Here is a 20,026-nt window from a genome sequence, read left to right as displayed (position 1 = left end):
GGTTCTCACCTCCCCATCACGGCTTCAATATAGATGGCCGGGTTCATCAGCTGATCCGCGGTGGCCAGCGCGAACTCCATCATGTAGCCGCCGCCCAGACCCATCGCCACAGAGAGCGCCAGCAGAATCACGGCGGGGCTCAGGGCTGCGATGTAGTCCTTCCGATCACGCTGGATGCGCTGGCCGGAAGGACGGCCCCAGTACGCCTTGCGGAAGATCTTGATCATCGAGAACAGGGTGAAGAACGACACCACCAGGGAAACCGCCGCGATGCCCCAGGCCCCTTTCTCCACCGCGGCCTTCAGCAGCGCGAACTTGGCGAAGAAGCCCGAGAAGGGCGGCACCCCAGCCAGGGAGATGGCGGTGGCGAAGAATGTAAAGGCCAGTCCCGGGTGGGAGGCCAGCAGGCCGGAGTAGTGCTTGAAATCCGTATTGCCGGTGATGCGGCTGGTCGCCCCCGACAGCAGAAAGAGACCCGACTTGACGATGATGTGGTGGGCGATGTAGTAGACGGCGCCGGCCAGCCCGAGGACGGTGTACAGGCCGAGGCCCATGATCATGTACCCGATCTGACTGATGATGTGGTAGCTCAGGATCGCCTTGAAGTCGTACTGCGAGATCGCCCCGATCACGCCCAGCAGCATGGTCAGGCCGCCGATGACGAGCAGCAACGAATGGGTCAGGCCGCTGTCGTGAACGAAGATCAGCGTGAAAACCCGGATGAGGCCGTACACCCCCACCTTGGTCAGCATGGAGGCAAACAGCGGTGCGATGCCGTTGGGCACGTAGTAGTACGAGCGGGGAAGCCACCAGTAGAAGGGAAAGAGCGCGCCCTTGGCGGCGAAGACCACCATGAACAGCATACCGGCCAGGGTGATATAGGGATTGCCGGGATCCATCGCCGCCTTCGCAGCGATGTCGGCCATGTTCAGCGACGAGGTGACCCCGTACAGCAGGGCCACGGCCACCAGGAAGATGCTTGAGGCGACCGTATTCAGCAGGAGGTACTTCAGGCCTTCCCGCAGTTGTGGCCCCTTGCTCCCCAGGGCCATCAGGAAGTACGACGAGATCAGCATCACCTCGAAGGCGACATACAGGTTGAAGATGTCGCCGGTGGCAAAGCTGAGGTTGACGCCGGCCATCATGAAGAAGAGCACGGGGTAGAAGAAGGTGCGCTCGCTGGCCGCGTCCATGTCCTTGAAGATGTAAAGCACGGACGTGAACAGGACCACGGCCGCAAGGATCATCATGAGCCCGCTGAACAGGTCGGCGGTGAGCGTGATGCCGAACGGCACCGGCCAGCCGCCCGCAGTCTGCACCTGAATGCCTGAGGTCCAGATCGTATATGTCAGCAGAACCGAGAGCACGATGCCTGCCATCGATGACAGCAGGGCGAGCGCCCGCTGCAGGACGACCCGCTTATGCAGAAGAAGCTGCAGAATGCCGGTTCCGAAGCAGAGCAGGACGGGGTAGGCGACCAGATTACTCATGCTCCACCCCCCGCAGTTCCAGCAGGTCATCCGTTCCGTATTCCTGAACGGTGCGGTAGGCCAGCACGAAGGAGAACGCGGTCGTCGCGAGGCCGATGACGATCGCCGTCAGAATCAGGGCCTGCGGGACAGGATCGACGTAGGAGATACCGTCCACCACGATGCCCCCGCCGCCCTCAGCCGCGGTCTGGATGTCGCTGCCGCCCAGCAGGGGCGCACGGCCCGTCTTCAGCCGGCCGGAGGTGAGCAGCATGAGGTTCGTGCCATAGGTGATGAGCATGGTCCCCAGAACGATCCGAATCATGTTCCGCTCCAGAAGCAGGTACGTTCCCACGCCCAGGAGCAGGCCGATCAACAGCGCTGCCAGGAGTTCCACGGGCTACGACACCTCCCTTTCGGAATCGCTGGTATCCTGCTCCCCCTGGGCGGGGCGGACCTGAACCCGGTCGGAAGCGATAGTCAGCAGCACGGTCTTCATCGTGCCCACGACGACGAGGAACACGCCGATGTCAAAGAGCACCGCCGTCGACCACACCACATCGCCGAACAGCGGCAGGCCGATGACGCCTGCGCTGTGCTCCATGAAGGCCCTGCCCATGAGGGCCGGACCCAGCACCGTCGAGAAGGAGAGCAGGAGCCCGCTTCCCAGCAGGTAGGCGGGTGGAATCGGGAAGATGGCCTGTGCCGCGTCGGCACCGAAAGCGACGCCCTGCATTGCGATCGCAGCGGCGATCAACAGGCCGGCGATGAAGCCGCCGCCCGGCTCGTGGTGGCCCCGGAGCAGAATCCAGATGGCGACGAGCTTCAAGCCGTAGAGCGACGTGTGGACAACGACTCGGACGATCGGGTTCTGTTCGATGCGTGCACGAACCATCTAGCTCTTCCCCCCTCCGGCCTGCTGCTTGCGGAGCCGGATCAGCATGTAGACGGCGAGCCCCGCGACCGTGAGAACGGTGATTTCGCCCATCGTATCAAAGCCGCGGAAGTCCACGAGGATCACGTTGACCACATTGTTTCCGCCGCCGAGCTCCATGCTGTTCCGCAGGAACCACTCCGCCACCTGGGGCGGGAACAGGCGGGCGCCATTGGCCAGCAGGGTAACCACCGTGCCCAGGGCGCCTACGGCCAGCGCGACGAGCACGTTCACATTCGTACTCCGTCTGCGCGGATAGAGGGTGATCTGCCGGAGATGGGGGAAAACCAGCAGGAACAGCACGACGGTGACCGACTCGACCACCACCTGGGTCAGGGCCAGGTCCGGCGCCCGCAGGAGGCCGAAGAGCACCGACAGCGGCATGCCGACAAGCGATATGGACGCGATTGCCGCGAGGCGGGTCCTGGCCCGGGCGGTAAACACCGCGCCGACGGCGATGATGGCCGCAAGGAGGAACTCCCAGGGCCCGACCGGAGACAGATTGAGCGCAGGGATCCTCACGCCCTTCACGAGCATGGTGCCGAAGAAGAGCAGGGCCGTCGCACCGAGGGTGTACACCAGGTAGTCACGCAGATACCCGGTCATCTGCCGGTTGGTGATCCACTTGGCGGCCTTCTCCACCGCCTGGTTCTTCCACCAGAGGAAGTCGTAGAGAGCGTTCAGATGGTAGCGCTGCGGGGTGACCCGGCGGCAGGCGGCCAGCACGCCGGGCAACGCGGTATAGGCGAGCAGACCGCCGCCCAGGGCGAGCGCCGTCATCAGCAGGGCCGGGGTGAACCCGTGCCAGAGGGCGATGTGCGGCAGCTCGGCAGGGGCCTGCAGCACCGCCGCCACAGCCGGGCCGACCACCGCGGACTCCGCAAGCGCCGGGAAGACGCCCACCGCGACGATGATCACGGCCAGGATGAGCGGCGGCACGAGGATGGTCCGGGACCCCTCCTTCGGCTCATCCGGGGTTTCGCCCGGCTCGCCGAACCAGATCTTGTGCCCCAGCATGAGGCAGTAGAGCGTTGTGAAGAGCGAGGCGCCCGTGGCGACCACAGCGCCGGCGAGGCCCATGGAAGAGTTGTTGACCGCGGTCAGGAACATCTCCTTGGAGAGGAATCCGTTCAACAGCGGTACGCCGGCCATCGAGGCCGCACCGACCATGGCGAGCGCCGCCGACACCGGCATCGCCCTGCGCAGGCCCGACAGCAGCGGGATCTCCCGCGTTCCGGTCTGGTGGTCGACGATACCGACGACCATGAACAGAAGGGCCTTGAAGGTCGAGTGGTTGAGCAGGTGGAACGTCCCCGCCTGCGCAGCTTCGGGCGTGGCGAGGCCGAAGAGCCACATGATGAGTCCAAGCTGCGAGACGGTGGAGAGGGCCAGAACCGCCTTCAGATCGGTCTTCTGAATGGCGAGGAAGGAGCCCACCACCATCGTCACCATGCCGACCGTGGCCACCACGGGCACCCAGAGCGGGTGCACATGGAAGATCGGCCAAAGACGGCCGATCAGGAACAGCCCTGCCTTGACCATGGTGGCCGAGTGCAGGTAGGCGGAGACCGGCGTCGGGGCCGCCATCGCGTCGGGCAGCCAGATGTGGAACGGAAATTGGGCAGACTTCGTGAAGGCCCCGATCAGCAGCAGCACAAGCGCCACGGTCGTGAGCGGCTGGGCCAGGAGTTCGGTGCGGTTCGCCAGCAGCCCAGAAAGCTCGAAGGTGCCGCCGACGGTGCCGAGAATCGCCAGACCGCCCAGCATGGCGAGGCCGCCTCCGAACGTGATCAGGATGGCCTTGAGTGCGCCGTACTGCGCGTCGTCGCGGGTGTTCCAGAAGCCGATGAGCAGGAACGAGCTGATCGAGGTCAGCTCCCAGAACACATAGAGCAGCATGACGTTCCCCGCGTACACGACCCCGAGCATGGCGCCCATGAAGATCAGCAGGTAGGCATAGAACTTGCCCAGGTCCTCCCGGGATCCCAGGTACGGAATACTGTACAGCACGACGAGGGTGCCGATCCCGGCGATGAGCAGGGCAAAGAGCCGGCTCCACCCATCGACGTGTATGGACAGGTCAATCCCCAGTTGCGAAACCCATGGGATGACCAGCGACATATTCGGGGTCAGAATGACGAGAATAAACGTCGCAGCCGCGACCGCCAGCGCCGCCAGCCCCAGCCGCCAGCGGAGCCACCGGTAGAGCACCGGCATGAGAAAGGCTGCGACCAACGGGAGAGCGACCGCTCCCAGTGCTTGCTCCAAAGCAACACCTCCCTGAGTCAGTTTCCGCGTTCCTCACCTCGGTCCACGAGGCAGGCGTGTACTGCTACGGCGGGGTTCCTGACGATTTGCAGCGGCCCAGGCACACATCTGCCGATTATCGGTTTACAAAGAAAAAGACCCAGGTCCCTGTACATAGGGGCACTGGAGCCTCTGCGGGTGGCATCGCTGCCTTCCATCCCCTCACTTCGCAACAGTCTACTCCCGATAGCTCACGAAATAACGATACCAAAAACCTATCTCGCTGTCCAGCGTGTTGACCAAAAACGTTAACCTGGATTTTTGCGAGTGTACAGTTCGCTCAGAAGGACTTTTCACGGGGGTTTAGAACCCTTTAAGAACTGCGCTCACTAGGGGGATGCAGGGTGATTTTCGTCCGAGAGCTGTCGGCTGAGGAGCGGGCTCAACTTCAGCGTGCGGCCCGGAACCGCCGCAACGTGGTGAGCAGCCGGCGGGCCGCCATCGTGCTGGCCTCCGCTCAGGGGCTGACGGCGCCGCAGATCGCGGAGCGCTGCCGCTGTTCCGTCGATCACGTCAGGCATGTCATCCACCTCTTCAACGAACAGGGGCTCGACTCGCTGAAGCCCGCGTACTGTGGCGGCCGCCCCCGCATCTTCGACAAGGCCAAGCGTGCGATGATCGTGAGGCTGGCCCTCACGCCTCCTCGGGACGAAGGATTCCCGTGGACCACGTGGTCGCTCTCCCGCTTGCAGGAGGCCCTGGTAAAGCTGGGCATCGTCGAGGGCATCAGCAAGGAGACCATCCGGCTCGTGCTCGAGGAGGCCGGGGTCCGGTGCCAGCGCGGCCGGGCCTGGAAGCGCACGCGGGGGCGTGCGCCGGCCGACGAGGCAAAGGCCCCGCCCGCCGATCCCGAAAAGAGCACACCCTGAGAGCATGGATCCCCATCATCCCCGCTGGTTCGGGGACGGCTGGTGATCCATCTTCGTTTCCACCGGCAGCGATCTGCGCGGGGGCCCGTAGAGCACATGGCCGGTGCGGGCGCTGAAGTGACCATCGTGGCAGGGGCACACCAGCCTGTCCAGCCCCGGTTCCCACAGCAGCGGGCAGAGCAGGTGTGTGCACCGCCGGTCGTAGGCCACGAAGCCCCCTTCGGGCGGGTGGACCGGCACCGCCGGGTCCCTCGCAATCGGCCGGTTGATCGGCACGGACTCCACCGGCTTCAGGTCCTCCTCTTCTGCCATGGGGGCGCCCGGCGGCTCCAGAGCGCGCCGGGGCTGCGCCCGCTCCGCCCAGCGGGCGAGCGCGGCCGGCGGCACCGCGGAGAGCCCCAGGGCCGCAAAGGCCAGGAACATGATGTGGAGGAACGCCCGGCGGTTGAGCCGGTGCTCGTCATCCCGGTGAATCACGGTGGCCATCCGACCATAGACCTGGCGAATCACTGGTGAAGCCCCCACTGGGAAGGGATGTCTTGGGCCGTGAGCTGTGGGCGCCGGGGCGTGGCCTGCCGCCGATGCAGTCCGGAGCGGCCCCGGCGCCGCGGTGAGCAGGCTGTTGCAGGTGGGTCAGCCCCAGGGCGCGCCGGCAGGGGTTCGCCGGCGCCTGGTGGTTCGCACTGGCGCGCCTCCCCGGTTGTGCACGGGTCTCTGACTAGTCTCCTCCGGAGGCGTGCCGGGTATAAAGTCTGGGGACGCGCAGCAGCCCCCGCCGTGAGGCGTGGGGCTGCTGCGCGTCCTTCAGTTTCCGTTCAGGTGGTGCAGGTTCTCCCAGGTGACCTCCTTCCAGTCTGCGGGGGCTCTGTCCAGGAAGCCCGCCTCCTTCATGAAGTTGGCGAACTTCACCAGGCCGTGGGGTTCGATGGTCCAGACCACGTCCGGGTCGGTAATCTGCGCGACGAGTTCATCCCGGTCCGTCCGGTCCCCCAGCCGGATCATCAGGTCGGCGGCTTTGCCGGGGTTGGCCTTCACCCACTCGGTCGCCTCGGTGTACGCGTCCACCAGCGCCTGGTACAGCTCCGGGTGCTCCTCTTTGAAGCGGGCCGGTACCACCATCACGTTGAAGGTGTGCTTCTGGCCCATGGTCTCGTAGGAGTCGACGATCTTGACGATGCCCGGCTGCTGGCGCTCCCGCTGCAGGTAAGGGGGCGCCGTGTAGTGGAAGGTGATCTCGCTGCCGGCCAGGAGCGCCCGCTCGCCGTCCGGGTGCGGCATCGCCACCAGCCGCTCATCCAGGGCCCGGGGGTCGCCGAGCTGCTTCTGCGCCTCCATCGCCAGCATCACGTGCTGGATCGAGTTGACCCCCGGCAGGGCGATCCGGTCCTCTGGACCGATGTCCCGCAGGCTGGTCGCGCCGGGCTTCGCGCTGTTCAGGCCGATGGGCATATCCTGCATGGCCGCGGCGATCTTCCAGTCGATCCCCTTCCCCCAGCCCACGAAGAACGGGCCGAGACCCATGAAGACCACGTCCGTGGAGCCGGCCAGGACCGCCTCGGTGAGGGCGCCACCGCCCCCCAGTTGCTGCCTCGTGACCTTCACGTGGGGGAGCCGCTTCTCGATCAGCTTGTGTTCGATCATCACCTCCACCGGCAAGTAGCTGGTGCCAAACTGGTAGCCGAGCCGGATCTCGCCAGAGTCCTTCACGACCTCCTCGCGCGGTACGGTTGAACCCGGGGCGACGGCCGCGCCGCCCTGCCCCTCCGCGCCCTCAGGCGTTCCTGCAGCGCACGCGCCGAGCAGGATCCCCAGACACAAAAGGGCCACGGTCCGGCGCACGACACCGGCCCGCCCTCCTCCTCGCACTCGCATCCTCACTCCTCCTCAACCGGCGGACATGCCCCATCTGCGGATGGTTCGGCGCTCCAGCGCCTCGAACAGCCCCTCGGCCAGGAGCCCCAGCCCAATGATCGTCACGAGGCCGCAGAAGACGCCGGTCGTGTTCAGGTTGTAGCGCTCCACGTTGATCATCCAGCCCAGTCCCCCTGCCTGGCCGCTGGCCCCGAAGACCAGCTCGGCGGCGATCACCGTGCGCCAGCCGAACGACCAGGCGATCTTCAGCCCCGTCAGTATGTAGGGCAGGGCGGCCGGCAGGTACACGTAGCGGACCAGGCCCCACCCGTGAAGCCCCAGATTCTGCCCCGCCTGCTTCCAGATCAGCGGCACGGTCTCGAAGCCCGTGTGCATGTTGAGCGCCAGGGACCAGACCACCGAGTTGGCGATGACGAAGAGCAGCGAGCGTGGGCCGATCCCCAGCCACAGCAGCGCCACCGGCAGGAGCGCGATGGCAGGCAGGGGGTTCATGATGGACGTCAGGGTCAGCAGCAAGTCGCGCCCCCAGCGGCTGGCGGTGGCCAGGGCCGTCAGCCCGAAGGCAATCAGAATGCCGATGGCCATGCCTGTCAGCACCATCTGCAGGGTCTGCAGGGTGTAGCGCACCAGACTGCCGTTTTGGATGTACTCACCGAAGCCCAGCAGCACCCGGCTGGGGGCCGGCACCAGCAGGGGGCTCACGCCCGCTGCCCGCACGTACCCCTCCCAGAGGAGCAGCAGGATCAGGAGGACCGCCAGCCTGTTCAGCCCGCTCCTCATGAGGCCCTCTCACCCGCATTCTTCTCCTGCTCCAGGAGCTGCCGGATCAGCCGGCGCAGCTCCGTCCCCTCTGAGCGCTCCAGCAGGGCGAGGCCAGTCACGCTGGGCTCCAGGGTCCGCTTGACCCGGCCGGGCCCCGCAGACAGCACCACGATGCGATCCCCCAGCACCATCGCCTCCTCGATGGAGTGGGTGACGAAGAGCAGCGTCTGCCGGGTCTCCGCGTGCATCCGGTTCAGCTCAGCCTGAAGCTGCGCGCGGCTCTGGGCGTCGAGGGCGGCGAACGGTTCATCCATGAGGAGCACCTTCGGCTTCAGCACCAACGCCCGGGCGATGGCCACCCGCATTTTCATGCCGCCTGAGAGCTGGTGCGGGTAGAAGTCGCCCCAGCGGCTGAGTCCCACCAGCTCCAGGATCTCAGCGATCTGCCGCCGGGCATCAGCGCCCGTCGTGCCCCGCGCCACCCGCAGCGCGAAGGCCAGGTTGCCGGCCACCGTCTGCCAGGGAAACAGCTGGTCGAACTCCTGGAAGACGAAGGCACGGTCGGGGCCGGGGCGGGCGACGGGCCGGCCGTCCAGGAAGACCGATCCCTTCGCCGCCGCCTCGAAACCCCCGACGATCTTGAGCAGCGTGGACTTGCCGCAGCCAGACGGCCCCAGGATGACCATCTTCTCCCCCTCGTGGACGTCGAGGTCGATGCCGTCCAGGGCGGTGACGGTCTCCCGGGCCGTGCGGTAGACGGCGGTAAGCCCGCGGATCTGAAGTTTCACAGGCCGCATCACATCACCTCACAGGCAGGTGCCAAAGGGCTCAGGACAGCAGCAGGGCCAACCCCGTCGCGGCGATCAGCAGCGACAGGGCCGTGACGAACCCGCGCGCCGAGAGACGGCCGTTGAGGCGCTTTCCCAGCCAGCCGCCCAGCAGCATCAGCGGGGAACACAGCAGGCTCAGCAGCACGTGGCGCGGGTGCAGCACGTCCAGGGACCAGTAGGCCAGCAACCGGAAGGAATCGATGACGAACAGGGTCAGCGTCAGGGAGGCGACGAATGCCATCTTCTCCAGGCGGGGCAGTAAGTACATCGAGAAGGATCCGGTCTGCGGCCCCGCCCTGCTCATGCCTGTGGCGCGCGGCGCCGGGGCGGCCCTGCTGTTGCATGGGCCGCCCCGGCGTCCGTCGTCTGCAACCGGCGCCTTGCTGAATCCCTAACGGAAGCCCCCCTCCGTCGGCCTGCCCTCACCGCCGGTGACGACCCACTCCCGCACCTCCCAGTCCTCCATCCCCGAGGCGACCAGCGGGTCCCGGGCGGCCACGGCCTCCGCCTCGGCCAGCGAGCCCGCCCGGATGATGGTCATGCCGCCGGTCTTGTCGGCGAAGGGCCCGCAGAGCACCAGCCGCCCCTCGTCGGCCAGCCTCTTCAGGTGCGCCCGGTGGGCCTGCATGAGTTCCTCGGTGATCACGCACCCCGGCTTGCGGGTGAGCCGAATCATGTAGACGGACTCCACAGCCATCCCTCCCCCGCCATCGTAGCCGGAGGCAGGCGCCCCGAACAGTGACAAAGCGGCCCCCGACCGTCCGAAAACGGTCAGGGGCCGCAGGTCGCCCTGGCCGCCGCTACCGCGGCTTGGCCGGCTCGATGTTCACCTGGTACCCGCGAATCGTGGCGCCCTGCATGGCCTGCATCACCTGGCCGGCAACCTCCTTCGGCACCTCGACGAAGGTGAACCGGTCGTAAATGTTGATGAGGCCGATGGAAGACCCGGGAATGTTGGCCTCCTGGGCGATGGTGCGCACGATGTCCGCCGGCTGGATCATCTGGGAACGGCCGACGTTGAGGAAGAAGCGGACCATCCCGGCCTCTGCCCCGGTGTCGCCGAATTCCGTCTGCACCTGCTGGGTGGGCTTGCCGTCGCCCGACACCAGCTTCAGGGCGGCCGCCACCAGGTCGCTGGGGTCGTACTCGGCCATCAGGTCCTCGGCCAGCTGCTTGAACTCGCCCAGCTTATCCTCCTCCAGGATCCTGATCAGCCGCTCCTTCAGCTGCTCCCGCTGCTTCTCGGCCACGTCGGTCAGCGAGGGCACGGGCCGCCGCTGGAGCCGGGTCTTGGTCACCCGCTCGATCAGCCGCAGCTGGTGGAACTCCCGGGGCGTGACCAGGGTGATGGCGGTGCCGGTTCGGCCCGCGCGGCCGGTGCGGCCGATGCGGTGCACGTAGCTCTCCGGGTCCTGGGGGATGTCGTAGTTGAACACGTGGGTCACATCGGAGATGTCCAGCCCGCGGGCGGCCACGTCGGTCGCGACCAGGAGCTCCACATAGCCTTCCTTGAACCGGCTCATCACCCGGTTCCGCTGAGCCTGGTTCATGTCCCCGTGGATGCCCTCGGCCTGGTAGCCGCGCGCCTGCAGCGCCTCCACCAGTTCGTCGACGCCCTTCTTGGTGCGGCAGAAGCAGATGCCCCGCTCCACGTCCTCGATGTCGAGGATGCGTGTCAGCGCCTCGGTCTTGAACGAGGGGCGCACCTCACAGAAGTACTGGTCGATCTGCGGTACGGTGAGCTGCTGCGGCGTCACCGAGATGGTGATGGGGTCGCGCATGTAGCGCCCGGCCAGCCGCCGGATCTCGGGGGGCATCGTCGCGGAGAAAAGCAGGGTCTGCCGGTCGTCGGGCGTGGCCTCCAGGATCTTCTGGATGTCTTCGATGAAGCCCATGTCCAGCATCTCGTCGGCCTCGTCCAGCACCACCATCCGCACCTGGGACAGGTCCAGGGTGCCCCGCCCCAGGTGGTCCAGAATGCGGCCGGGCGTGCCGATGACCACGTCCACCCCGAACCGGAGCGATCGGATCTGCCGCTCAATGGACTGGCCGCCGTAGATCGCGATGGTCTTGACCCGCGCGTGCCGGCCGATCTTGGTGATCTCCTCGGCCACCTGAATCGCCAGCTCACGGGTCGGCGTGAGCACCAGGGCCTGCACGACCCGCTGGCCGGGCGTCAGCCGCTCCACGATCGGCACGCCGAAAGCGGCCGTCTTGCCGGTTCCGGTCTGTGCCTGGCCGATGACGTCCTTGCCCTGCAGCAAGGAGGGAATGGCCTGCGCCTGGATGGGCGAAGGCTCCTCGAACCCCATATCGTCCAGTGCCCTGAGCACCTTTTCCGACAGTTCCAGGTCTCGGAAGGTCAACTTTGTTTCATTCATCACAAATCTCTCCTCAATTCCCGGGCCCGTACACAATGTTCCCTTCATTTTAACGCATTCTCTCACGCTCGTGAAGGGCCACGTTCGCGTCCTCACATTTGGGGGGATCGTATTGTTGACGCCGCGGCGTGAGGATCGGGTACGGCTGCACCGCCTTTCGTCCACACGGCCGGCCGGGAATACACCGGCCGACGCCGGCGGTGCGAACGCCCCTACGGCATCTTTCCCCTTTTCGGCGCCTCCGCAAACCCCACACCGGCTCACGCGGGGATGCCACGATTCGCCATCCGCTACTCCACGTTCTTCAGCCGCATGAGATCGTCGGCGAACATGCGGGCAGAGCCCAGGTTGGTGGCCACCGGAATGTCCCGCACGTCGCAGAGCCGGAGCAGCCCCTGCACGTCGGGTTCGTGGGGCATGGCGGTCAGCGGGTCCCGCAGGAAGATGACCATGTCCATCTCGCCGGTGGCCACCCTGGACCCGATCTGCTGATCCCCGCCCAACGGGCCCGAGAGGAAGCAGTGGACCTGCAGGCCCGTCTGCTCCCGGATCAGCCGCCCGGTGGTGCCGGTGGCGAACAGCTCGTGCCCCTCAAAGGCCGACTTGTGCTCCTTCACGAACTTCAGCATGTCCTGCTTGCGGTTGTCGTGTGCGATCAGGGCGATGCGCACGGCAGAAACCCTCCTCTCAAACGCGGATTCCGCCCCCCACCACGTCGATGGGGGGCGGCGCGCACACAGCTACAGGCCCTTGGAGGCGATGTAGGCGGCCAGGTCGACCATGCGGTTGGAGTAGCCCCACTCGTTGTCGTACCAGGCGATCACCTTGACCATGTTGTCGCCCAGCACCAGGGTGGACGGGGCGTCGACGATGGAGGAGTGCGGATTCCCCTTGAAGTCGGTGGAGACCAGCGGCGCCTCCTCGTAGGCCAGCACGCCCCTCATCGGCCCCTCTGCGGCGGCCTTCAGGGCGGCGTTGACCTCCTCCACGGTGGTCGGCCTCGACACCTCGGCGGTGAAATCCACCACCGAGACCACCGGGGTGGGCACCCGCATGGCGAAGCCGGTCAGCTTGCCCTTCACCTCGGGGATGACCAGCGCGACGGCCTTGGCCGCGCCGGTGGTGGTGGGGATGATGGAGAGGGCCGCGGCCCGGGCCCGGCGCAGGTCCTTGTGGGGGAAGTCCAGGATGACCTGGTCGTTGGTGTAGGCGTGGATGGTGTTCATCATGCCCTTCACCACGCCGAAGGTGTCGTTCAGCACCTTCACCACCGGCGCCAGGCAGTTGGTGGTGCAGGAGGCGTTGGAGATGACGTGGTGCTTCGCCGGGTCGTACTTGTCATGGTTCACGCCCATCACGATGGTGATGTCCTCATTCTTCGCCGGCGCGGAGATGATGACCTTCTTCGCGCCGCCGGAAGTGATGTGCACCTCAGCCTGCTCCTTGTCGCGGAAGCGGCCGGTGCACTCCATCACGATGTCGACGCCGTGCTCCTTCCAGGGAATCTGCGCGGGATCCTTGTGGGAGTACACCCGGATCTCCTTCCCGCCCACGGTGATGGAGTTTTCGGTGGCGGAGACCTCGGCGTCGAGGATGCCGTAGTTGGAGTCGTACTTCAGCAGGTGCGCGGAGGTGGCCGGCGGCGTCAGGTCGTTGATGGCCACGACCTCGACGTCGGGCCGGTTCAGGGCGATACGCAGCACACGCCGACCGATTGAGCCGAAGCCATTAATGCCGATGCGAAGCGTCATACTCATTTTCCTCCTTCTTGACTGGTCTCCCTATTTCAGCGTCGGTGCCCGGAAGAGCTCTTCGATGACCAGCGCGGCGCCCCCCAGGGGCCCCGCATCCTCGCCCAGCGCAGTGCGGACGATCTTCACCTTCTCCCGCAGGGCGGGCAGTGTGCGCTCCAGGGCGGCCTGCCGCAGCGGTTCGATCAGGTGGTCACCTGCCCGGCTGGTGCCGCCGCCGATGATCACCATGGCAGGGTTGAGCAGGTTGATCATGGAGCCGATGCCGATGCCGAGATACCGACCTGCCTCGGCTAGTATCTCCTGCGCGACGCGGTCGCCTGCATCCGCCGCCTCAATCACCGTCGTCGCGATGACCTGAGACGGGTCGCCGCCGCAGAGGTCGCGGATCAGGGTCTCCTCCTGGGCCATGCGCTGCACCGCCCGCCGGGCGATGGCCACCGCGCTGCCCACCGTTTCCAGGCAGCCGTCGCTGCCGCACCGGCAGCGGAGCCCCCGCTCCTTCACCATGATGTGGCCGATTTCGCCGGCGCCCTGGTAGGCGCCGCCGTACAGCCGCCCGTCCATGATGATGCCGGCGCCGAGGCCCACGCCCACGCGGATGAAGGCCAGATTGTCGACGCCCTTCGCGGCGCCGAAGGAGCGCTCGCCCCACGCCATCGCCCGTGCGTCGTTCTCGAGCCACACCGGCAGCAGCAGCCGCTCCTGGAGCATCTGCGCCACAGGGAGGTCGCGCACCTTGTAGTGCGGCGAGTACCGCCAGATGCCCTCCTCGGTGTCGATGACCCCGGTGATGCCAATGCCGATGCCGGCCACGGGAATCGGCGGGCCCTTCTTCGGGACCTGCGCCAGCAGGTGCTTCATGGCCCGTTCCAGCTGTCCGACCTCCACCAGGGGGTCGTGGGACTCCACCCGCTGTTTCACGCGGTCAAACACGTTCCCGGCCAGGTCGGCCAAGACCGCCCGCACGTGGCCCGCCCCCAGCTCGGCGCCGATGACCCAGCGGGCGCGGGGGTTGAACCTGAGCAGGATCGGCGGCCGGCCGCCGGAGGACTCGCCGGTGCCGATCTCCTCCACCCAGCCCTCCTCCAGCAACTCGGCCACCACGGCGGAGACGGTAGGCCGGGTGAGCCCCGTGCGCTCGGCCAGGTCTGCGCGCGACATGGCGCCGGCAGACCGGACGAGGCGCAGCACCCGCTGCTTGTTGATGGCCCGAATCAGCTCCGGCCCAACCAGCACGGCACTTCACCCTTTCGTAAAGCCGGTTAACGAAGTTTGCTGAGGAATAGCCGCTTTCCAGCGGCTTCCGCCCTTATTCTGCCTCAATCTGGTGCTTGTGTCAAGGGTCTTCATAAAGGGGTTTAACAAAGAATGGCAGGGCCCGGTCACGGCCCGCCCATGCTCAACCCAAGTATCCCAACAGGTACCGCCGCACCAGAGCCAAAGCGTGGGTCGCCGCCCGCTCCCGCACCCCGTCCCGGTCGCCGTGAAGCCGCGCGGTCTCCGCCCAGACCCCGGCCGGAAGCGGCACTTCGCCCGATCCGTCTCCCTGGAAGCCTCGCGCGGCCAGGGCAAACCAGACGGTGCCGACCGGTTTTACGGGCGTGCCGCCGTCCGGCCCGGCGATCCCGGTGATGGCCACGGCCACGTCCGCGCCCGACCGCTGAAGCGCCCCTTCCGCCATTGCCCGCGCGACCGGCTCGCTCACCGCGCCCTGCGCGGCGAGCAGCTCTTCGGGCACGCCGAGGAAGCGCACCTTCGCCTCGTTGGCGTAGGTGACGAAACCCATGCCGAAGTACCGGGACGACCCCGGCACGTCCGTGATGTACCGGGCCACCAGCCCGCCGGTGCAGGACTCGGCCGTGCTCAGGGTAAGCCCCCGCTCCGCCAGCAGCCGGCCCACCGCCTCCGCCAGGCTCTCCTCGTCCACCCCGTAGAGGAACCGGCCGAAGCGGGCCCTGATCTCCGCCTCCACCGGGGCGATCCGGGCGCGGCCTTCCGCCTCGTCCGCGGCGCGGGTCGCGAGCCGCAGGTGGACCTCGCCGGTCTTGGCGTAAGGCGCGATCGTGGGATCGGTCTGGTTCTCCAGCAGGTCCTTCAGCCCGTCGGCCAGTGCCGACTCGCCGATGCCCACGAAGCGCAGGGTCCGGGTGACCAGCCTGAGCGGCCGGCCCCCGTTCCGGGCGGTGAGGTAGGGCACCACGTGGCTGGCGAACATCGGACGCATCTCGCCCGGGGGCCCGGGCAGCAGGATGAGCGTCTTGCCCCCGTCTGCGGGGATGATCAGCCCCGGAGCCGTGCCCCGGTCGTTGGGCAGGACCGTCGCCCCTCTGGGGACCATGCACTGGCGGCGGTTGTTCGCGGTCATCTTCCGCCCGCGGCCGGCAAACCACGCCTCCAGCTCGGCCACCAGCCCCTCGTCCAACTCCAGCGGCCGCCCGGCCACCTCGGCCGCCACCTCGCGGGTGATGTCGTCGTCGGTCGGGCCCAGCCCTCCGCAGGCGATCACCAGGTCGGCCCGGCCCAGGGCCTGCTCGAAGACGGCCCTCAGCCGCGCCGCGTTGTCGCCCACCACCACCTGGTGGTAGACGTCGACGCCCAGCATGGCCATCTGCCGGCCCAGGTACTGGGCGTTGGAGTTCAGGATCTCGCCCAGGAGCAGTTCGGTACCTACGAAGACCAGCTCGGCGATCACGTTACATCCTCCCCCCGCCAACGGACGTTTCGCCGGGAGACGCCTCCACTCCTGCGCCCGCGGGCCGGAAGCATGCGGCCCGCAGCGACAGACGCATACTACCCGCAGCGGCGGCCTGGGGGTGTTAGAGGTGCGGTACCGCTTTTCGCCCGGCGGCGGCACGCCGCAGGGCCTGCGACGACACGGGGTGGCCCGGCATTCGCAGCAGGTTGCGGCCTATTTCCGTGCCCTCGGCCTGCCCCGCGAGTTCCGCCTTGCCTGCAGGATGGCCGTGTCGGCCCGCGCAGAGGCGCAGCTCTTTGAACTCGTCCACCTGAACCAGGCGCTTCCCGTCCCCATCGACCTTGCCCAGGTGGAGGCCCTGCTCCATCTCTACTTCGGACACTGCCAGGATCTGACCTTCCGCCGCATCTTACTCGGGCGGGGGCCCGGACCGCAGCCGGACCCGGGATCGGGGCCGGTGCCGGCGGCGGTGGCCTACCTGCCGACGATGGCGGACGAGAAGCTGCTGGAACGCATCCTGCACGCGCTGCTGAACGCGGGCGCCGCGCCCCCGGTCGGCGGCGCGGCCGGCGACGCAGTGCGCTGGGTCGGGGAGCGCCAGATCCCCGCACCCGAAACCGATGAGATTGCGCGGATTCACGAGGCCGCCCAGGGCATCGCTGAGGGAAAGGCCGTGCTCTTCATTCAGGGGGCCCCCCGGGCGCTGGGCTTCGACGTGGCCGGCGGCCCGCAGCGGGCCATCAGCGAATCCAAGACCCAGCGGGTGGTGCGGGGCCCCCGTGAGGGCTTCGTCGAGTCGCTCAACGTGAACCTGACGCTCATCCGCCGGCGCATCCGCGATCCGCGGCTGCGCGTCGACCTGCTGACCGTGGGCGAGCTCACCCGCACGCGGGTGGCCGTCGCCTACCTCGCCACGATCTGCAAGCCGTCGCTCGTCGAAGAGGCCAAGCGGCGCATCCGCCGGGTGAAGGTCGACGGCGTGCTGGACAGCGGCCAGCTCATGGAGTTCATAGAGGACACCCCCTGGACCATCTTTCCGCTGATCCGCGCCACCGAGCGGCCGGACGCGGTGGCCGGGGGGCTGCTGGAGGGGCGCTTCGCCGTGATCGTCGACGGGAGCCCCTGGGTGCTGCTGGCCCCCTCGACCCTGATCGACCTGATCCACTCCCCCGAGGACTACTTCGAACGCTTCCCCGCCGTGGTCCTGGTGCGGGGGCTGCGCGTCCTGTTCGCCCTGGTGGCGCTCTTCGCCCCCTCTCTCTACGTGGCCCTGACGACCTTTCACCGCGAGATGATCCCGACCAACCTGCTGCTCTCAATCATGGCGGCGCGCGAAGGGGTGCCCTTCCCGGCCGTGCTGGAGGCCTTTATCATGGAGTTGGGCTTCGAAATCATCCGGGAGGCCGGTGTACGCATGCCCTCGCAGTTGGGGCAGTCGGTCTCCATCGTGGGGGCCCTGATCCTGGGCGAGTCCGCGATTCAGGCCGGCATCGTCTCCGCCCCCATGATCATCACGGTGGCGGTCACCGCCCTGGCGGTGCTGATGCTGTCCGACTTCTCCGCCACGGTGGCCCTCCGGATTCTCCGGTTTCCCCTGCTGCTGCTCGCCGGCACCTACGGCGCCTACGGCCTCGCGCTGGGCGGGGCGGCCCTGCTCATCCACCTGCTCAGCCTGCGCTCTTTCGGCACGCCGTACCTGGCGCCCTTCGGCCCGCTGCTCCCCGCCGACATGGGCGACACCTTCCTGCGAATCCCCCACTGGCTGCAGCGGCGCCGCTCCGCCGCGGTGGAACAGCTGGACGCCCACAGGGCCGGGCAGGGGCTGAAGCCGCAGCCCGGACCCCGGCCGGGCCGGGGAGGGTCGCCATGAGGCGGGCCATCGCGCTCCTGCTGCTCCTGCCGCTCCTCACGGGGTGCTGGAGCCGGCGCGAGCTCAACGACACTGCACTGGTCATCGCGCTGGGCATCGACCTGGTGGAGGAGGGCGTTTACGAGGTCACCCTGGGCGTGGCCGGGTCCGGCGCTGCGGGCGGGGGCAAGGGCCAGCAGGGAGGCGAGTCGCTGCCCAGCCGGATCGTGGTTTCCGGACAGGGGCGCAGTTTCGCCGGCGTCCTCCGCGACATCGAACTGCGCCTTCCCAGGCGGATCAATCTCACCCACACGGTGATCGTCGTGGTCGGCGAGCGGTTGGCGGAGCAGGGCCTGGGCAACACCCTGGACTTCATCCTGCGTGCGCCTGAGTTCCGCCTGCAGGGGAACATCATGATGGTGCGGGGCGGCTCCGTCCGGACCCTGCTGGAGACCGAACCAATCATGGAATCGCTGCAGACCAAGGCCCTCTCGGAGATCGCCCACGCGCGCGTCGGCCTGGAAATGCGGCTCTGGGAGTTCTTCTCCGCCCGGGCGACCACCTACCGGACCCCCATGCTGCCGGTGGTGGACCTGATCCAGAACCCGGACACCGGGCCGGAAGGCCAGCGCTACGCGGCGAAACTGGGCGGCGCCGTGCTCCTGCGGAACGACCGTGTGATCGAATACCTGGACGCCCGCGAGGTGCGGGCGATCAAGTGGCTGCGGGGCCACGGCCGCGAGGGGGTGCTCACCGTCCCCTGCGGGGAGGAGCCCGGCCAGGAGGACGTCTCGTTTCGCATCCTCCAGGCCGGCCGCCGGATCCGGCCGACTCTGCAGGGCGGCCGACCCGCATTTACGGTGTCGCTCACGGGGCGGTTGCGGGTGACGGAGATCCAGTGCACTCGCCCCCTTATGCAGCACGAGGTCCATGAACAGCTGGTCCGGCGCGCTGAGGAAGAGTTGCACAACCTCATCGTCAGGGTCATCGAAAAGCTCCAGGCCGCCGAGGCCGACCCGCTGTTTTTCGGCGAGCAGGTGCGCGCCCTCTACCCGGCGGTGTGGCGGCAGCTGGGTGAGAGGCGGTGGGGCGAGACCTGGCGGGAGACGCCCGTCACCGTCTCGGTCGACCTGCGGCTGCAGACCACGGGGCTGATGAGCAATCCCCTGTAGCGCGGAAAGGAGGGGTCCCGGGTGCGGCAGGCACGCATCAGCCACCAGCAACTCGCTGCCCTGGCCTTCACGCTGCACTTTGCGGCGGCGGAGCTGGTTCTGCCCGCCAACCTGGCGAAGACCGGGCAGAGCGGCGGCTGGCTCGCGCCGCTGGCCTCCTTCCTCGTGGCCGCCCTTCCCATTGCGCTGATGCTCGGCCTCCTGGCCCGCCGCCACCCCCACCAGGCTTTGGGTGAGCTGGCCTGCCACCTCCTGGGCCCGTTCTTCGGGCGGGCGCTGGCGCTGCTTGTGGCCCTGATCAGCACGGCGCTCACGGCCCTGAGCCTGCGGGACGTCGCGGAGGTCATCCCGGTGGCGATCCTGCCGGCCACACCGCTCCTGGCTCTGGCCGTGCCGTTCACAGTGGTGGCTGTGTACGGCGCCTACTGCGGCGCAGAGGTGCTGGCGCGCCTCTCCGTGTTCTTCGTGCTCGCCAACGTCGTCATCTTCCTGCTGGCCCTGGCGACGCTCTCCGGGCTCGTCCACCCGCTGCGCCTCCTCCCCCTCTACGAGCACTCACCGCTGCAACTCTTCGTCGCCGCCTGGCCCCCGATCGGCTGGTATGCGGAGTCGTGGACGTTCCTGGCCCTTGCCGCACTGGTCGACCAGGCGCACCGCGCGGGCAGAGGGCTCGCGGCGGGGGCGGCCCTGGCCACCCTCGCCCTCATGCTGTTCACGGCCCTCTCGCTCGCCGTGTTCGGGCACCAGTTCGTGGCCGACTTCAACTTTCCGGTCTACTCCCTGTTTCAGCAGATCACCATCGGCGAATTCGTCGAACGGCTCGATGTGATCCTGATCTCCATCTGGCTGCTGGGAATGATAGTGAAGACGGCCACCCATCTGTGGCTGGCGGCCAACGCCGCGGGCTTCGCCCTCGGGATGGCCAACGAAAGGCCGCTCCTGCCCGCCCTGGCCGCCGTTGCGCTGATCCTGATGGCGCTCATCCCCAATCTGCCCTGGTTGTTCCTCTTCTCCACCACCTTGTGGACCCCGTTTTCGCTCAGCCTGGGGCTGGGCATACCGGCCCTGCTGCTGGCCGCCTCCTGGCTCAGAGGAAGGCAGTGCCGGCAGCCGGACATGCAGGCGTGAACCA

At 67.6% G+C, this 20,026-nt stretch carries 19 protein-coding genes; 4 read left to right on the top strand and 15 right to left on the bottom strand.

Features of this window, described 5'->3' with window-relative positions; all coding sequences use genetic code 11:
- Positions 1 to 5: 5 nt before the first annotated feature.
- The 4 genes from ACZ45O_RS04770 to mbhE are packed head-to-tail and all read right to left on the bottom strand — an operon-like array spanning position 6 to position 4,638.
- Positions 6 to 1,490: a proton-conducting transporter transmembrane domain-containing protein gene (locus ACZ45O_RS04770; protein WP_464856075.1), complete on the bottom strand. Its 1,485-nt coding sequence runs from the start codon at positions 1,488 to 1,490 to the stop codon at positions 6 to 8.
- A complete protein-coding gene (locus tag ACZ45O_RS04765; RefSeq protein WP_464856073.1) occupies positions 1,483 to 1,866 on the bottom strand; it encodes a sodium:proton antiporter in 384 nt (127 codons plus the stop codon). The genes ACZ45O_RS04770 and ACZ45O_RS04765 overlap by 8 nt, the downstream gene beginning before the upstream one ends.
- 3 nt (positions 1,867 to 1,869) lie before the next feature.
- Positions 1,870 to 2,364 (bottom strand): MnhB domain-containing protein, encoded by a 495-nt coding sequence (locus ACZ45O_RS04760; protein WP_464856071.1) that lies wholly within the window; start codon positions 2,362 to 2,364, stop codon positions 1,870 to 1,872.
- Positions 2,365 to 4,638, bottom strand: coding sequence for a hydrogen gas-evolving membrane-bound hydrogenase subunit E (gene mbhE, locus ACZ45O_RS04755; protein ID WP_464856069.1), 2,274 nt, complete (start codon positions 4,636 to 4,638; stop codon positions 2,365 to 2,367).
- A gap of 416 nt (positions 4,639 to 5,054) precedes the next feature.
- Here mbhE and ACZ45O_RS04750 point away from each other — a divergent pair, with 416 nt between their 5' ends.
- Positions 5,055 to 5,579 carry a helix-turn-helix domain-containing protein gene (locus ACZ45O_RS04750; RefSeq protein WP_464856067.1) on the top strand — a complete coding sequence of 175 codons (525 nt, stop codon included), beginning with the start codon at positions 5,055 to 5,057 and terminating at the stop codon, positions 5,577 to 5,579.
- Positions 5,580 to 5,594: 15 nt separating this feature from the next.
- Here the strand turns inward: ACZ45O_RS04750 and ACZ45O_RS04745 are convergent, their stop codons facing one another.
- The 11 genes from ACZ45O_RS04745 to ACZ45O_RS04695 all read right to left on the bottom strand — a co-directional run bounded on the left by ACZ45O_RS04745 (position 5,595) and on the right by ACZ45O_RS04695 (position 15,870).
- A complete protein-coding gene (locus ACZ45O_RS04745; RefSeq protein WP_464856065.1) occupies positions 5,595 to 6,065 on the bottom strand; it encodes a Rieske (2Fe-2S) protein in 471 nt (156 codons plus the stop codon).
- A gap of 318 nt (positions 6,066 to 6,383) precedes the next feature.
- Positions 6,384 to 7,451: an ABC transporter substrate-binding protein gene (locus ACZ45O_RS04740; RefSeq protein ID WP_464856063.1), complete on the bottom strand. Its 1,068-nt coding sequence runs from the start codon at positions 7,449 to 7,451 to the stop codon at positions 6,384 to 6,386.
- A 12-nt stretch (positions 7,452 to 7,463) separates the two neighbouring features.
- Entirely contained in the window at positions 7,464 to 8,231 is a 768-nt protein-coding gene (locus tag ACZ45O_RS04735) for an ABC transporter permease (protein WP_464856061.1), read from the bottom strand.
- Complete coding sequence (locus tag ACZ45O_RS04730; RefSeq protein WP_464856059.1) at positions 8,228 to 9,010, bottom strand: ABC transporter ATP-binding protein; 783 nt, start codon at positions 9,008 to 9,010, stop codon at positions 8,228 to 8,230. Before ACZ45O_RS04730 ends, ACZ45O_RS04735 begins: the two co-directional genes overlap by 4 nt.
- A gap of 31 nt (positions 9,011 to 9,041) precedes the next feature.
- A complete protein-coding gene (locus ACZ45O_RS04725; RefSeq protein ID WP_464856057.1) occupies positions 9,042 to 9,311 on the bottom strand; it encodes a hypothetical protein in 270 nt (89 codons plus the stop codon).
- Between the two features lie 123 nt (positions 9,312 to 9,434).
- A complete protein-coding gene (locus tag ACZ45O_RS04720; RefSeq protein WP_464856055.1) occupies positions 9,435 to 9,734 on the bottom strand; it encodes a YciI family protein in 300 nt (99 codons plus the stop codon).
- 109 nt (positions 9,735 to 9,843) lie between these two features.
- The gene (locus tag ACZ45O_RS04715; protein ID WP_464856053.1) at positions 9,844 to 11,424 is read right to left on the bottom strand and encodes a DEAD/DEAH box helicase; all 1,581 of its coding nucleotides are present in this window, start codon (positions 11,422 to 11,424) and stop codon (positions 9,844 to 9,846) included.
- A 290-nt stretch (positions 11,425 to 11,714) separates the two neighbouring features.
- Entirely contained in the window at positions 11,715 to 12,095 is a 381-nt protein-coding gene (locus ACZ45O_RS04710) for a methylglyoxal synthase (protein ID WP_464856051.1), read from the bottom strand.
- Positions 12,096 to 12,164: 69 nt separating this feature from the next.
- On the bottom strand, positions 12,165 to 13,175 hold the full coding sequence (gap, locus tag ACZ45O_RS04705; RefSeq protein WP_464856049.1) for a type I glyceraldehyde-3-phosphate dehydrogenase: 1,011 nt from the start codon (positions 13,173 to 13,175) through the stop codon (positions 12,165 to 12,167).
- 30 nt (positions 13,176 to 13,205) lie between these two features.
- Positions 13,206 to 14,414 carry an ROK family transcriptional regulator gene (locus tag ACZ45O_RS04700; protein ID WP_464856047.1) on the bottom strand — a complete coding sequence of 403 codons (1,209 nt, stop codon included), beginning with the start codon at positions 14,412 to 14,414 and terminating at the stop codon, positions 13,206 to 13,208.
- 163 nt (positions 14,415 to 14,577) lie between these two features.
- Positions 14,578 to 15,870: a competence/damage-inducible protein A gene (locus ACZ45O_RS04695; protein WP_464856045.1), complete on the bottom strand. Its 1,293-nt coding sequence runs from the start codon at positions 15,868 to 15,870 to the stop codon at positions 14,578 to 14,580.
- A 130-nt stretch (positions 15,871 to 16,000) separates the two neighbouring features.
- Here ACZ45O_RS04695 and ACZ45O_RS04690 point away from each other — a divergent pair, with 130 nt between their 5' ends.
- Genes ACZ45O_RS04690 through ACZ45O_RS04680 form a run of 3 tightly spaced genes read left to right on the top strand, consistent with a single transcriptional unit; the run spans position 16,001 to position 20,022 of the window.
- On the top strand, positions 16,001 to 17,743 hold the full coding sequence (locus ACZ45O_RS04690; protein WP_464856043.1) for a spore germination protein: 1,743 nt from the start codon (positions 16,001 to 16,003) through the stop codon (positions 17,741 to 17,743).
- Positions 17,740 to 18,894, top strand: coding sequence for a Ger(x)C family spore germination protein (locus ACZ45O_RS04685; RefSeq protein WP_464856041.1), 1,155 nt, complete (start codon positions 17,740 to 17,742; stop codon positions 18,892 to 18,894). The genes ACZ45O_RS04690 and ACZ45O_RS04685 overlap by 4 nt, the downstream gene beginning before the upstream one ends.
- A 21-nt stretch (positions 18,895 to 18,915) precedes the next feature.
- Complete coding sequence (locus ACZ45O_RS04680) at positions 18,916 to 20,022, top strand: GerAB/ArcD/ProY family transporter (RefSeq protein WP_464856039.1); 1,107 nt, start codon at positions 18,916 to 18,918, stop codon at positions 20,020 to 20,022.
- Positions 20,023 to 20,026 lie beyond the last annotated feature (4 nt).

The sequence above is a fragment of the Symbiobacterium turbinis genome, assembly GCF_055383075.1.
Note: the sequence above shows the minus strand (reverse complement) of the source record. Positions and strands in the feature narration are given on the sequence as shown.